The sequence below is a fragment of the Arthrobacter zhaoguopingii genome (assembly GCF_009828595.1).
Lineage (GTDB): Bacteria > Actinomycetota > Actinomycetes > Actinomycetales > Micrococcaceae > Arthrobacter_D > Arthrobacter_D zhaoguopingii.
In genome coordinates this window covers 203,202-217,709 of record NZ_WPNY01000007.1, presented here as the reverse complement: position 1 = coordinate 217,709, position 14,508 = coordinate 203,202, and the positions used below count along the sequence as shown (strand labels likewise).

The window sequence follows — 14,508 nt, the reverse complement described above, 5'->3', positions numbered from 1 at the left end:
GGGACTGCCGACGGTTTGGTTGACTCGTGGGGTTGATAGTTTCTAGGCGACCAGCGCCATGTTGTTGATTGTCTCAAACTCGATCGGCGTGAGTCTGCCGAGTGCTTTCTGCCGTCTCCGGCGGTGATAGGTCCGTTCGATCCAGGTGATGATGGCCAGGCGGAGTTCCTGTCGGGTGTCCCAGCGTTTGCGGTTCAAGACGTTCTTCTGCAGCAGGGCGAAGAACGATTCCATGGCTGCGTTGTCACCACACGCGCCGACTCTGCCCATCGAGCCTTGCAGCCCGCTGGCGTGCAGCGCGGAGACGAATTTCCGGCTTCTGAATTGGCTGCCTCGATCCGAGTGGACGATCGTTCCCGAGGGATTTCTAAGCGCTACGGCGTGGGCCAGCGCTGCCACGGCGAGGGAGGCTTTCATGCGTCCATCGATGGAGTAGCCCACGATGCGGTTCGAGTGCAGGTCCTTGATCGCGCAGAGGTAGAGCTTGCCCTCCCCGGTGGGGTGCTCGGTGATGTCCGTGACCCACCGGGTATTCCGGGCAGCGGCGGTGAAGTCCCGCTCGAGCAGGTCATCGTGGACCGGCGGGCCCGCCTGGCGTCCACCAACCCGTTTGCGGTGGATGACCGAGAGGATGCCGTTCATCGAGCACAGCCGCCAGATCCGCCGCTCGCTGGCGACCCGGGTAGCGCCGGAGTTGAGCTCATCGGCGATGAACCGGTACCCGAACGCCGGATCATCGGCGTGGACATCGAAGGCGGCGTTGATCAGATACGCTTCCTCCCAGTCCCGGTTCGGAACGGGGTGGGCCTTCCACTTGTAAAAGGCCTGAGTGGAGAAGCCAAGTACCCGGCAAGTCACCGTGACGGGGACACCGTCAGCGGCCAGTTCGCGGACCAGCGGGAACATCATTTTGGGTTGACGTCTCGGGAGAGATACGCGACGGCCCGGCGCATCACCTCGGCTTCCTGCTCGAGGAGCCTGATCCGCTTGTGGGCCTCGCGCAGCTCGGCGGACTCCTCCTTCGCTGCCCGCGCTCCGGGATCGTCGTCCTCGTCGGCCTGTTTCAGCCACCGATGCAGGGCGGCTGGTGAAACGCCGAAGTCTTTGGCGATCCTGGTCAGGGGTGCTTCGCCCTTACGGGCGACCGCGACCACGTCACGGCGGAACTCTTCGGGAAAAGCCTTCGGCATGATGAACATCCTTCCACCCGCGAGTCTCATCCTCACAGGTCAGGAATCAACCAAACCTTCAGCAGTCCCTTTCATGTGGGCTGTGTACAGCAGAACATTAAGGTGGGTCAGCTCTCATGCAGTTCGGCTTCGTATGTTGATGGTTCAGTGCGGCGCAGTAGGAGGGGAAGTGCTCCTGCCATGCAGATAATACTTGTTGTAATGATGAGGGCCCGGTAGTCGATGGTGCCGATGAGTGCTGCTGCGATCATGTTCGCTCCAACCTGGGGGACGTTGATGAGCATGCTGGCTGCAGCTGAGGTTCTTCCCTGCAGGCGGGCAGGGCTTTCGGTCTGTCGGAGGGTCATGAAGGCGATGACAGTCCACGTGACGCTGAGGCCTGTGAGGACCGAACCGGCCAGGACGACGGGCGTCGATGGCACGGCAGATGAAAGCACTGCGATGCCGAGCAGGAGTACGCCGAGGATGATGACGGGGCGAATACCGATCCTGCGTATGAGAGTGCTGGCGGTGAGCCCGCCGACGATCGCCATGGCTCCTTCAACGCTGACGAGGACACTGAGGAATTCAGGGGGCATGCCCAGGCCTTGTTCGATGGTGGCGAAGATGGTGACGTTGAAGATCCCGGAGGCGCCGATGGCGATGCTGAGGGCCAACATCGCTGGTGCCAGGAGGTGATGGCGGGCAAGGAAGCGCAGGCCGGCTGTCGTGCTTTGCCAGAAGTTTTCGTCGGTGTTTGTGCCGGGCTCCGATTCCTGAACCTTGATCGCTGTAAGAATCACCGCGGCCAGGATGAAGCAGACGCTGGTGGTCAGTACTACTGCGTGCATTCCCCAGAGGGCGAGCATTCCCGCTCCGATGAGGGGAGAGATGATTCGCAGACCCTGGTCGATGCTGCTCAGGAGCCCATTCGCCGGCGCGAGTAGGCGGTCCGTGAGCATGTCGCGGAGGAGTCCGGATTGGGCTGCGGAGGTCACGTAGTTGGACGTCGCGTAGGTGAACACGACCAGGTAGACCAGCCATAGGTGGTCAGCTGTCTGAACGGCCAAGAGGACCAGGACCACTGCTGCCGCGCACAGTTTGTTGATGATCAGCAGCGGCTTTCGCTTGAACCGGTCTGCAAGTTGCCCTATCAGAGGTGCCAGGAGAGCCGGTAGGCCGAGGGCGACGAACACGACTCCGGCGGCGGCGTCACTTCCAGTGAGTTGTTTCACCCAGATGGCGGCTGTCAGGAACAGGGCCGAGTCACCGAAGTTCGTGAATATCCACACCAGGGTGAGGCGACGGAAGGTCGGAACTTTCAGTACGTCGCGGTTCGTGCCGACGTCGTTAGGCCGAGGAGTCGATTCTTCTTCCGTAATGAGGCCGGCTGCGAGCACTGGTTGCTGAGGGCTCGGATCATCTGCAGCCATGCTCAGCTGCCCTCACGATCGGCCCGGTGCGCTGGCCGGTCCGGGTCTACATTCATGACGGAGAAAAGCTGAACCGGCACTGATCCCTCGGGCCGCAACTCCGGATTCTGCCATCGTCCGTTGAAGCGGCGGGCCAGTTCCCAGAGGTCCTCCCGAAACTGGCGGATCTCATCATGAGTGGCATAGAAACTAGACGTGGTGACCGTGGAGACATCGATGTCCTCCACTGGTAATTGCGACGCGCGCTGCAGCCACGACTGGATGCGGTCCAACTGACGATGTACGAAGATGCTCGCCAGGGCGGACACAGCGTGCACTGACCCTTCTGCGTTCCGGTCGGTGACGGATGACCTGCCATGCGAGACGACCTTCCAGGGCTTTTCTCGGCCCGGTTGGTCGACCTGTTCGATGTACCCATGCTTCGCGAGCATGCGCAGATGGTAAGAGCAGCTTGCCACCGACTCACCAGTCGCCACTGCGCACTGCGTCGCCGTTGCCTGCCCTTCATCATCCAGGTAATCGAGGAGCTCCAGCCGGACAGGATGGGCAAGGGCCCGGATGCGCACCGGGTCACTGACAACCTGCTCGTTGGACGGCCCACGGTAGCTGATGCCATCACGCGGAGTGGCGGTCGGTAGCGAGTGTTTTTCGATCTCCATAGCTAAAGACTCCTTCATTAAGGAATCTTTATCAAGGACTCTTGTTTATTTCCCGGAACTGATCGACGCTGAAGGGAGGATGCGCCGAGACCCTTATTTACAGCCAGTCCGCGGTCTCGCCTCAGGTCGCGGCGAGCGAGCGGGCAACTGGCGGGCCCTTGTTCGAACGGCGGGCGCGGGGGGGTGCGTCCAACAGCAGCGGGTGAAGGGCTGGTCAGGCATGCCGGACAGGTATTTGAACGCTTAGCAGCCGCTAAGCAGGAACTGGCCGGGATACACGACCGGCTCGCTAGGCGCCTGGTTCTGGGCGGCTACCCCACCGCGATGGCGCACCAAATTCCGCACCAACGGTCGATCGTGGGCGCGAGCACCAACGGCTCGCCCGAGTTCGGAGCCTGACCGGACCTGCCCGACCCGAAGATCGCATTCTCGGGGCGTGGCTGGCCCGCTCGATCGGTCTGGAGTCCGCGGGCCTGGGCATCGCGCTCGTGCCGGGCGGCGTCGCTGGGGTTATTCCTCGAGGGGTGTGTTGGGTGCCGGTCCGCGCTACAGGCGCGCCTTGGTAGAACGCTGACTGGGTGTTGGGGTGCTGGTTCCGGTGTCTGGCGTTGTGTACCTCGAGAATGAGGTTCAACGGATTGCGTGGGCTGGGTCCGCTACCCGTTGACATCGCGGACCGGACCAGCCTGGTCTGCTCTGCATTCAGGGGCCTTGGGCGCGAGGGGGTTACGTCCCTCCAAGGGTCTACAGGAAACTCCAAATCCTCCCTCAGCACACCGTACTAGTACGGCGTGCTAGTCTGTTGTGGCCCCGTCCGTCATGGCTGACGTGAATAACGGTACTGCGGTCCGGGGGTGGCGGCCATGGCGGCTGCGCTCTGTGATACGGCCGGGAGGCATGAATGTTCGATAATGTGAAGCGCCAGTGGGCGCTCGGGCGAGTTCGGCCCGGAGACGGCCGCGCCCTGCAACGCTTCCGGTGGTGGCATTTCCTCACCGGGCGCAAGCTGCTGTACCTGCACCTTTGGCAGGACGGCCGGCAGGTTGAATATGCCGTGGACGTGCGCCCGGGCAGCGAAAGAGTCATGGCGCACCTGTTCGCCGACAGAAGGCATTCCGCGCAGTCGCCGATGCCCGCCGTGATGCCTGCCGCCGGTGGGTACTTCGAGGTGGCGCAGACAAAATTCGGGCTGAAGCGGGCCCACTTTGTCAGCGCCGACGGCACCGAGGCGCAGCTCGTCGCAGACCCTTCCTCCCCCATTGGACGCCGTTTGCGTTTAGAGCGCGAGCACCCGCAGGCGAGCCGTGTCATCGGGACGGTCGCGGCACTCATGCTCATCATTGGTGTGACCCTCAATCTGTTGCAGCTGGCCGAACCCATCTCGGAAATACCCCCCTTGATGGAGCGCTTCGGCACCTTCACCTCACCCGTCCACCTGCCGGTCTGGATGAACGTCGGCCTCGGATTTGCCGCCGTGCTCGGAAGCATGGAGCGCGGACTCCGCTTGAAGTACCACTGGCTGCTCGACGGTATGGCCGACTAAGGAGACAGCTTCCAGGAGTTCCTGAAGGCCAAGACGTAACCGATCCGCGCCGGCCGCCACGGGATCAACGGATCCGGATTACTACCCGATGCCGCGGCAGTGCCTGAAGCATCACCGGAAAGGGACTCGCATACCCTCTCGGTGTCGGCCGGCGGCCCCGTCTGCCTGTTGCCGTGCAGACTGCCTTGGCGGCACAGGGCTAAGGGACACCACCAGTGTCGCCGGCGGGTTGGCCACTCGAAGCACTCGTCGTTTCTGAGGTTTCGCCGGTGTGGTGGGTTCCAAGCACCGCGTCGACGGCGAGATGAAGTGTGGCGGTTTCGGCCTGCAGGAGCGATCCGCTCGAGGGAAGTGCCCGCTCGCACGAGAGTCTGTTCAGGACGGTGAGGAGAAACCGAGCCTGCGGGGTGTGATCGGCCCGCTGGAGGGCGCCCTCCTCGGCGAGGACTGAAAGCCCGTACCTGACGCGCCGCATTCCTTGCCGCTCGATCCCCGCGTAGGTTGAGCGGAGGTCCGTGGTCTGTTCTGGCTCGATGAAGGCCTTATATACCGTTTCCCAGGCTTTGCGGGCTTCGGCCCCCACCCCGGTCGGAGCGAGGATCTGCCGCAGGCACGCCACCAGACGGTCCCGTGCGGACAGCGCATGATCACGGATCGGGTCCCCGGGGAACATGTAGTCACAGATCCGCGCCAGCAGGGCGTCCTGCAGGAAGGAATACAACATCGTTTCGCCCGAATTCGGTGCCCCGGCCCGTCAGGCCCTCCGCAACGTCGGACTGGCTCTCGGGGCCGCCGGCACGAACCTGGCCAACATCGTCAGTCTGACGGTGTACCTGGCCGATGCCCGCGATGCGTTCGAATTCATCGACATCTGCCGCGAACTGATGGACGAGAACTTCGCTCCGACCGCCATTCTCGGAGGAATCGACTTGGTCCTCTCCGGCCTGCGCATCGAGGTACAGGCCACCGCCGTGATCGAGCGCCCCTGAGGCCAGCGCACCTGAGGGAGGGACAGCCCCGCTGCCGTCCCTCCCTCCCGACACCGCAGCTGCGGTGCTGCGAAGCACCGACGAGAGCCCCACCCCTCCCTCTATGGCACGGCGTTCCCGGACAGGCTCCTCTCGGCCCTCGCCGACGAGACCGGTGGACGCCTCCTCCGACGCTGAACCAAGCCCCAAGCAAACCCCTCCGCTCATATCTACCCGGTAGAATTCCGCCCGCGGGCCGCACCACCTCTGAAATTGGACCATGCCAGAGCCCGGGTCGTGTTGCAGGATGGGGGCGCACCTGCCGGGGGTCCTTCCTCCACGGGCGGGGGGGCGCGTCGATACGGCTGCGGTCAGCATGGAGCCGGCGGCCGTCACAGCGTCAATGACCGGAAGGCCGAGCTTACCGCGCAGTACCTCTGCCATGCCGACGCTGCACAGGCCTGTTCTCGCCTGCAAAATGACACTTGCTCCCGCCTCGGCAAGCATCTACGCTCCTGACGGGGAGCCGAGGATGCCGGTGGGCAGCAGGAAGCCATCGGAAATCTCCACACCATCGGATCCATCGAGAAGGATCATCCGCTCCACCAGCGCGCTGGAAATCGGGGCGGGCACCGGGCTTTTCAGTCCGAGCACGCCGACGCGGCCACCGTAGGCGAGGGCAGCCGCTGCTGCGGCGGAACCTGCCCCGATGACGGGAATCCCAACGACGGCGCGGGCTTCCTCGAGCCCACATGGAGCCCGAACCCCCGGGTATCGCCGGCATAAATCACTGTCCGATCCACGGGCCCAGGTCAGTAAGCAGCGCGATGAGGTCCGCATCCACCCCTCCCCTATCGAACGCGCGGATATACCGCCATCCTTCAGAAAGTGCTCAGACATGGAGTGATAGGGAAGGCCGGGTTGCAACCTAGTCTGATTCCTTCACCAGCGGTGGATTTGTACCCGAGCACCGGGGAGTGCCTCGCCGCATTGGTGCCCGAGCCAGGGCGGCCGGTTGCAGTCACCTGACGGATACCCGTGCCCTTCCCGGTGAACCATGATCGAAGGACGACATTCCCTTGGTACGCGGGAGCCTCCCGGGTGCTGGATCGAGTAGCAACTGTCAGCCGGAGAAGACCGTGAGTATCGGTGCAAAAATTAAGGATCAGTCATGAATCAGATCACGTTGGGCGATGTGACCGTCACGCGGGTGTGGGAGTATTTCGGACCGGTGGACATGAAACCCGATGTCTTTTTTCCGGGAAGTCCACCGGAGGCGTGGACGGAAAATGCCGCGTGGCTGGAACCGCACTTCTTAGACTCTCAGACGCAGATCGTCAATTCCGCGATCCAAACCTGGCTGCTGCGCAGCGGGGGCAAGAACATCCTCATCGACACCGGGGTGGGCAACCATAAGGAGCGGCCCTACGCCCCGGTTTGGAGCCACCTCAACACCGATTTCCTCGGCAATCTGGCCCGCGCCGGCGTGCTGCCCGAGGAGGTGGACATCGTCATCAACTCGCATCTCCACATCGACCACGTCGGGTGGAACACGTATCTGGACGGCAAGGCGTGGGTTCCGACCTTCCCGAACGCGACGTACCTGATGCCCAAGCGTGACTTCGACTTCTGGAACCCGGTGAATGGCTATAAGCCGTTGCTGGGACGGGGCAATCAGAACGTGTTCGAAGACAGCGTGGCCCCCGTCCATGAGGCGGGCATGTCGGTGCTGTGGGAGGACAGTTACACCATCGACGAGAACCTTCGGCTGGATACAGCACCGGGACATACCCCGGGGTCTTCGGTGGTCACTTTGGCTTCCGGATCGGACCGGGCTGTGTTTGTCGGCGACATGCTGCACAACCCGGTTCAAATCATCGAGCCGGACTCGAACAGCTGCTTCTGCGAGGACCCCGCCGGCGCCAAGGCGACGCGCCGCAGAATTCTCGGATGGGCTGCCGACAACAACGCACTGGTCGTTCCTGCGCATCTTGGCGGTCAGGGTGCCGCCGAGGTGAGCCGTGACGGGAATAAGTTTGCCATCAAGGGCTGGGCTCCTTTTGACCTTTACGCCCCTGCCGAGACCGCGGAGAGCACACTATGAAGCGAACACGCCACAACGCTCCTGAAGATTCCATTGATGCCGCTCTGAATGGCACCGGCACCACCGTGAGCACCGCGCAGGGTGCGGTCCAGGGATCGATCCACGACGGAGTCCTTGCCTTTTTCGACATCCCATACGCCGCCCCCCCGGTGGGAGCGGGCCGTTTCTCGGCTCCAGAGCCTCACCTGCCCTGGCAGGGCGTACGGGACGCGACCCATCAGGGTCCGAATGCGCCCCAGGCCGAGCGCAGGCTCGGGTCGGTCGATATGTCCGCCTATTTCGGACCGGGCTGGATCCGCGGGGAGGACTACCTGACCGTCAACATCTGGACGCCCCGGACCAGTGGCGAGCCACTGCCGGTGATGGTTTTCGTGCACGGTGGCGGTTTCGTCGCGGGGTCCACCCAGTCCGAGCTGTTTGACGGCACCACCTTCGCACGGGACAACGTCGTGCTGGTGACACTCAACTACCGGTTGGGCATTCATGGATTTCTCGACCTTCCCAGCGCACCGGCGAACCGGGGGATGCTCGACGTGATCGCGGCCCTACGCTGGGTGCGGGACAACATCGGCGCATTCGGCGGAGACCCCGGCCGCGTAACCATCTTCGGGCAGTCCGCCGGAGCCACGATTGTCGGCGCCATCCTGGCAGACCCGACGGCTGAGGGCTTGTTCACACGAGCGATCGTTCAGAGCGGCAGTGGCTTGGGCGCCTTCACGCCCGAGCAGGCCGCCTGGGTCACCGGGGTGGCCGCCGAGGCGCTGGGCATCGAGCCGACGGTTGGTGCGTTTGCCGCCGTTTCCGATGAGGACCTGGTGGCCGTCATGCCCAGGCTGTCGGGCATCGATCTTCGCACCGCAACCGATGGAGACCCGTTGATCGGCCTCAGCCCGTTCAGCGTCGTACTTGACCAGCAGCCGGCAGAGGCGGTCGCCGCCGGAGGCGGAAGCGCTGTCGATCTGATGGTGGGAACCACCGCGGAGGAGGGAAACCTCTATCTGGCACCGTTCGGCAATCTTTCGACGTCGACGCAGGCGGATCTCCAGGCGGCGGCGGAGCGCTCCCATCATGACCCGGAACGGCTTGTGGAGATCTACCGTAAGGCCCGGCCCGGGGCGAGCTTCGGCGAGCTGCGCTCAGCCATCATGGGCGCCGCCCTTTTCGAAGCCGGAAGCTGGCGGCTTGCCGATGCGCACGCTGCGGGTTCCACCTCTGCCACGTACGCTTACCTGTTTGCCTGGCGCTCTGACAGCCTTGGGGGTGAGCTCGGGGCTGCCCACACCATGGAGCTGCCCTTCGTTTTCGATGTGATCGGGCTTCCGCGGTTGCACGGCAGTGAAGCACTCCTTGGGTCGAAGCAGCCGCCTGCGGACCTGGCGGCGCGCACTCACGCCGCATGGGTGGCCTTCGCCACCACCGGTGATCCCGGTTGGAGCCGCTACGACACACGTCGGCGTGCGACGCTCGTCATGGACGCAGACGCATGGGACGTCCAGGAAGACCCCCGCGGCAGCGAACGTATCGCCTGGCGCTGATTGGCCTGCTGTCCTGATCCGGTGCAGTCCGCCCGTCGGATCAGGACGGCAGCCGCAACCTCCATCTACTCCCCTCGAAGGAGATTGACATGAGCAGAACCATCATTAGCACGGACCACGCGCCGAAGTTGAACGCACCCCTGGCCCAGGGCGTGCGCAAGGGCCCAATTCTTCAGGTGTCCGGGCAGCTGCCCTTCGATCCGCACACAGGCGCAATCGTCAGTACGACGGTTGCTGAGCAGACGGCCCAGGTCCTGCGGAACATCACCGCGGTCCTGGACGCGGCCGGCTCGGGCATGGAAGACGTCGTCATGCTGCGGGTGTATCTCACCGATCCGGCTCATTTGGCGGAGATGAACGACGCCTACGCATTGGGAGTGGGCGAAACCTACCCCGCTCGCACCACCGTCTACATGGAGCTGCCTCCCGGCCTGCTGGTCGAGATCGATGCCCTGGCGGTGCTCACCGACTAGACACGGTGCACCAACCCGGCCACTGCCTACAATCGGTGCTGGCCGACTTTGCGGGAGGATTGCTGGGACAGCGGCCTCTCCGCCGCGTGACAACAGGCTTCACGTCAGTGTGACGTAGGCACCAGGAAGGCCATCGGCGTGGTCTGCGGGACCGCGCCGATGGCATCCACCTCCCCGAGGAGGTGAGGACCCCTGCAGGCAGGTAAAAGAAGTGGTAAATCCCTCGAATGCACTCTTGGTATGGGCAGTCGGAGTACTGGCGTACCTCGTGGCGGTAACACAGCGCACTACATTCGGCGTCGCCGGACTCGACGCGACGGAACGATTCGGTGCCTCGGCATCCCAGCTGTCGATATTCACCGTGGTGCAACTGCTCGTGTACGCCGCGTTGCAGGTACCCGTCGGTATCCTCGTCGACCGCTGGGGGCCTCGGACGCTTATAGTTGCCGGCGCCGCGCTCATGGCCATTGGTCAGACTCAGCTGGCCATCGCGGACTCAGTCGGTGCCGGAATTGTTGGCCGCCTGCTCGTCGGGGCTGGTGATGCGACCACGTTCGTCAGCGTCATCCGGCTGCTGCCCGCCTGGTTCGAGCCGCGCCGCATGCCAGTCTTCACACAGTGGACCTATATTGTCGGTCAGCTCGGTCAGGTGGTTTCGGTCATCCCGTTCGCCGCCCTGCTCTCGGCGCTCGGATGGCAGACCGCTTTTATGTCGGCCGCCGCATTGTCGGTCCTCACCGCGGTCCTCGCCGGTTCCATCATCCGGGATTCACCGCTTCCAGGAGGCGGCAGGGTGTCCCAGACGCTCCGCCAGACCGGTGCGTCGCTCGCCGCCGCCTGGACACAACCGGGCACGCGGCTTGGCCTGTGGTCCCACTTTACGGTTCAGTTTCCCGGCACGGTTTTTGCCCTCATGTGGGGCTACCCCTACCTTGTCCGTGCCGAGAAGGTCGGGGAGGGAATGGCGTCGGCCCTGTTGACGCTCTTCGTGCTTGTCGGGATCGCGTGCGGTCCGCTCCTTGGCAGGTACGTCGCCCTTCATCCACTCCGTCGGTCCACCATAGTGTTGGGCATTGCCGCCGTCATTGCCGTGGCATGGCTCGCCGTGCTGCTCTACCCGGGTCCCGCCCCCCTGCCGCTGCTCATCTTCCTCGTGGTGGCGCTGGCCGTCGGAGGACCCGGTTCGATCATCGGCTTCGACTTCGCACGTACCTTCAACCCCGCAGCGAGGATGGGGACAGCGACGGGCATTGTGAACATCGGCGGATTCCTGGCCTCGCTCGTGGCCATGTTTGCCGTTGGGATCGTCCTGGACTTGCTGCTGGACAGCGGTTTTTCCGGGGGCGACCTGTATGCGCTCCCGTCGTTCCGCCTCGCATTGGCTGTGCAGTTCGTTATCCTCGCAGCGGGGTCGAGCGCAATTTTTGTCGTTCGGCGCCGCGTACGGCAGCAGATGGCCCAGCAGGGCGTCGTCGTTCCTCCCCTCCGCGAGGCCCTGGCGCGGGAGTGGAGGCGTCGGCGTTAGGAACTGGGGCTGCACAGCGGATTTCACCGGCGGCGATTGTAGCTCGCACCTTCGCAGCAGCACATGTTCAGTTCCAACGGAGATGGAGGACTTGGGCAGAATGGTCACCTCGTACTCACTGGTGGTGGGTGAGGTTATCCTGCCTGCACTGTGCTGCATCCGACGTTCCCCGGCGGCTGGCTATGATGGGTGCTTGCTGACATTGCAGTTTTTTGGAGGCCCTCGTGGATGACCACCTGTCCCACCACGGTGCAATCACGGGAGCAGAGTGCGGCCTCAGCCACCCGCTCGTCGGGCGGACGGAAGAGGCCGAACGACTCGGTATTCTGATGCAGCGCGTCCCATCAGCGAGCCAGGTCCTGTTGACGGTCGGCGATACCGGGGCAGGTAAGAGCACCCTCATGAACGGCACCGGCCGTCGTGCACGCGCGGCCGGTTACCGCGTGCTTACCGCGGTCGGCAGCGAAACAGAATCTCACCTGGCCTTCGCTGGACTGCATCAGATACTGCGGCCCCTTATGCGCGCAGCGGCGGATCTGCCGGTCCGGCAGCGCGAAGCCCTGCTGGGGGTGTTCAGCCTCGAACCTGCGCCGGAGCCGCCGGACATCATGCTCTTGGGCGTGTCGGTCCTTGCCCTGCTGTCTGAGCTGGCTGACCGACAACCCCTTGTGATCTTGGTGGACGACGCTCACTTAATTGACCGTGCTTCCCTGGACATCCTGGCGTTCGTCGCCAGGCGGCTGGCCCACGAGCCGGTGACCATGCTGCTGACTGTCGATGGTGACAATCCGATCGCGGGCTTCCAGGGGTATCCGGAACTGCTGCTGAAGCCACTCGATGAAGAAGCGGCCAGCCGTCTGCTCGATGCACGTCGACCCCGCGTGCCTGACGGCCGGATGCGCATGCAGATTCTCGATCAGGCGGCCGGGAATCCTCTCGCACTGCTGGAGCTTGCAGGTGCGGAGCCGCTTTTGAAGGGTCTGCCGGACGCTTTGGGAGGCGGCCCGCTGCCACTGACCCTGCGGCTGGAACGGACGTTCGCCGCGCGCCTGGACGAGCTGCCCGAAGCCACGGAACGTGCTCTGGTGCTGTTGGCCGCTGCAGATGCGGCGGACCCGGCAACAGCCATATCCAAGGGGCTTCCCGACTTTGGAGACAAGGCATGGCTTCCCGCCCAGAGGGCGGGCATGATCCGGCAGGTTGGCCGGCAGATCACGTTTCGACACCCTTTGATCCGCGCCGCGGTTTATCACGCAGCGTCATTCGACGCGCGGTCCGACGCCCATCTGAGGCTCGCCGAAACGCTGCGGGCCGAGCCCGACCGGCGTGCCTGGCACCTGGCTGCGGCTACCAGCCGGCAGGACGCGGACGTTGCCGCTGCGCTCGAACAAACGGCGGACCGGGCCAGACGCCGCGGTGGGCACGTGGCAGCGGCCAAGGCACTGGAGAGGGCTGCCGAGCTCGCCCCGGAACGGGAAGAGAGCGCCCGGCTGCTGGTGGCGGCCGCCCGCGCTGCCGTCTTCACCGGACAACTCGCATGGGTGAAGGAACTGACCGACAGAGCCCGGGCCCTCACCTATGACGCGGCCCTTCGGGGGGCGGCCTCGCACCAGGCGGCAAGGCTGATGACCATGACCATGCATCACTCCTTGGCTTTCGCTGAGCTCAGGCGTACCGCGGTGCACCTGTCACAGGCGGAACCGGGAGAGGCCTTGAATGTGTTGGGTGAGGCCGTCGTGGCTCAGTTCTACGCGGGCGAGGAAACGCACCGCCCTCAGGTTGAGGAGCTCCTTTCCACAATCGCCGAGGAGCCTCCCGACGCCCCACTGCGGGCGTGGGTGAGCGCGCTCACCGATCCTTTCGGAAGCGCGGCAGGCATCGCACCGGACCTGCCGGTAATGATACGGGCGGAGACAGACCGCCCCGAGCGTCTTTTGATTCTTGCCATCACGGCGTGGCTGTTGGACGAAACCCCTCTCGCGGTGCGGACATTTGATGTGACGTTCGACCAGTGGCGGAGCCGGGAGCCTCTGCCGCACGGCCTGACGTGTGCTGCCGCCCTGGCATACCTCGAATACGGCCGGTGGTCTCAGGCGCGGGCCGTGTGCATAGAGGTCGCCTCCGTGGCTGCGGTGACCGGGCTCCACCACGCGAGGGCCTGCGCGTCGGCCGTGGAGGCCATGGTGTGCGCGCTGGAAGGCGACGCAGGCAAGGCCCGCGGGCTGGCCAGAAACGCCCTTGCCCTCATCGACCCGCTCGTGAGCCGGTCGGTCGCCGTCTACGCCCGGCGGGCCCTCGGGGCAGCCGCGGTGGCAGAAGGCGATTATGGCACCGCCTTCGAGCAGCTACGCCAGGTGTTTCGTTCCGACGGTGCACCGCTGCACTACCACGCCTCCTACGCAGCCCTGGCCGAACTGGCCGCCGCAGCTGCTCGCAGCGGCCACAGCAGCGAGGCCGCCGCTATTGTCGAGCGCGCCGCGCACCAGCTCGGCGGCGGCGCCTCCTTGCGCCTGGAGGCACTGATCGACCGTGCCCGGGCGCTGCTCTCCGATCCGGAAGATGCCGAAACCTGGTTTCAATCCGCTCTGGCCGATCGTGCGTTCAGACAGTGGCCTTTTGAATGGGCTCAGACGCTCCTTGATTACGCGGAGTGGCTGCGGCGCCGTCGCCGCATTGCCGAAGCCCGGCCAGGGCTCACCGCGGCTCTGGAGATCTTCAGCCGCCTCGGCGCCCGTCCCTGGATCGAACGGGTTCAGGCGGAGATGCGCGCCGCGGGGATGGATGTCACTGGCCACGCCCCCGATGTGCTTACCGGGCTCACCCCCCAGGAATGGCCGGTCGTCCGGCTTGCTGCGCTTGGGCTTACCAACCGTGAGATCGGCGAGAAACTCTTCCTGTCACCCCGCACAGTCAGTTCACATCTATACCGTGTCTTTCCCAAGCTTGGAATCACTTCCCGATCACAGCTCCGTGACTTCCTTGCTGGGACCACGGCACCTGCCATTCGGGCCGCCGACACGCCTCGCTAGGCGTCAGAAGGCACAGACGCACTACACGATGAGATGTCGATCGGTCCTTGGTTGATACTGGGCGCCACGC

The 14,508-nt window shown here is 64.4% G+C and carries 13 protein-coding genes; 8 read left to right on the top strand and 5 right to left on the bottom strand.

Annotated elements, in window-relative coordinates; all coding sequences use genetic code 11:
- Positions 1-42: 42 nt before the first annotated feature.
- The 3 genes from GVV86_RS11460 to GVV86_RS11450 all read right to left on the bottom strand — a co-directional run bounded on the left by GVV86_RS11460 (position 43) and on the right by GVV86_RS11450 (position 3,261).
- A protein-coding gene (locus tag GVV86_RS11460) for an IS3 family transposase (RefSeq protein WP_246669963.1) occupies positions 43-1,190 on the bottom strand; the annotation gives its coding sequence in 2 pieces (ribosomal slippage) (positions 43-911 and positions 911-1,190; 1,149 coding nt in all).
- Positions 1,191-1,297: 107 nt separating this feature from the next.
- Positions 1,298-2,602 (bottom strand): MFS transporter, encoded by a 1,305-nt coding sequence (locus GVV86_RS11455; RefSeq protein WP_159618842.1) that lies wholly within the window; start codon positions 2,600-2,602, stop codon positions 1,298-1,300.
- 2 nt (positions 2,603-2,604) lie between these two features.
- Entirely contained in the window at positions 2,605-3,261 is a 657-nt protein-coding gene (locus GVV86_RS11450; protein WP_159618844.1) for a winged helix-turn-helix domain-containing protein, read from the bottom strand.
- Between the two features lie 68 nt (positions 3,262-3,329).
- Between GVV86_RS11450 and GVV86_RS18990 the strand changes: the two genes are divergently transcribed.
- Positions 3,330-3,467: a LysR family transcriptional regulator gene (locus tag GVV86_RS18990; protein WP_201291444.1), complete on the top strand. Its 138-nt coding sequence runs from the start codon at positions 3,330-3,332 to the stop codon at positions 3,465-3,467.
- Positions 3,468-4,162: 695 nt separating this feature from the next.
- On the top strand, positions 4,163-4,804 hold the full coding sequence (locus GVV86_RS11440) for a hypothetical protein (RefSeq protein ID WP_159618846.1): 642 nt from the start codon (positions 4,163-4,165) through the stop codon (positions 4,802-4,804).
- A 199-nt stretch (positions 4,805-5,003) separates the two neighbouring features.
- Here GVV86_RS11440 and GVV86_RS11435 read toward each other — a convergent pair whose 3' ends face one another.
- On the bottom strand, positions 5,004-5,528 hold the full coding sequence (locus tag GVV86_RS11435) for a TetR/AcrR family transcriptional regulator (RefSeq protein ID WP_159802869.1): 525 nt from the start codon (positions 5,526-5,528) through the stop codon (positions 5,004-5,006).
- On the opposite strand from GVV86_RS11435, the gene GVV86_RS11430 reads away from it, so the two are divergent.
- A complete protein-coding gene (locus GVV86_RS11430; protein ID WP_159618899.1) occupies positions 5,488-5,793 on the top strand; it encodes a Rid family hydrolase in 306 nt (101 codons plus the stop codon). The genes GVV86_RS11435 and GVV86_RS11430 overlap by 41 nt on opposite strands.
- Positions 5,794-6,279: 486 nt before the next feature.
- Here GVV86_RS11430 and GVV86_RS11425 read toward each other — a convergent pair whose 3' ends face one another.
- Positions 6,280-6,426, bottom strand: a complete 147-nt coding sequence (locus GVV86_RS11425) for a hypothetical protein (protein WP_159618849.1) — start codon at positions 6,424-6,426, stop codon at positions 6,280-6,282.
- Positions 6,427-6,943: 517 nt separating this feature from the next.
- Here GVV86_RS11425 and GVV86_RS11420 point away from each other — a divergent pair.
- The 5 genes from GVV86_RS11420 (at position 6,944) to GVV86_RS11400 (ending at position 14,438) form a co-directional block, all read left to right on the top strand.
- On the top strand, positions 6,944-7,876 hold the full coding sequence (locus GVV86_RS11420; RefSeq protein ID WP_159618851.1) for an MBL fold metallo-hydrolase: 933 nt from the start codon (positions 6,944-6,946) through the stop codon (positions 7,874-7,876).
- Entirely contained in the window at positions 7,873-9,411 is a 1,539-nt protein-coding gene (locus GVV86_RS11415; protein ID WP_159618853.1) for a carboxylesterase/lipase family protein, read from the top strand. Before GVV86_RS11420 ends, GVV86_RS11415 begins: the two co-directional genes overlap by 4 nt.
- An 89-nt stretch (positions 9,412-9,500) precedes the next feature.
- Positions 9,501-9,884 (top strand): RidA family protein, encoded by a 384-nt coding sequence (locus GVV86_RS11410; RefSeq protein ID WP_159618855.1) that lies wholly within the window; start codon positions 9,501-9,503, stop codon positions 9,882-9,884.
- A 235-nt stretch (positions 9,885-10,119) separates the two neighbouring features.
- Positions 10,120-11,409 (top strand): MFS transporter, encoded by a 1,290-nt coding sequence (locus GVV86_RS11405; RefSeq protein WP_246199794.1) that lies wholly within the window; start codon positions 10,120-10,122, stop codon positions 11,407-11,409.
- A 224-nt stretch (positions 11,410-11,633) separates the two neighbouring features.
- A complete protein-coding gene (locus GVV86_RS11400) occupies positions 11,634-14,438 on the top strand; it encodes a helix-turn-helix transcriptional regulator (RefSeq protein ID WP_159618859.1) in 2,805 nt (934 codons plus the stop codon).
- Positions 14,439-14,508: the final 70 nt, after the last annotated feature.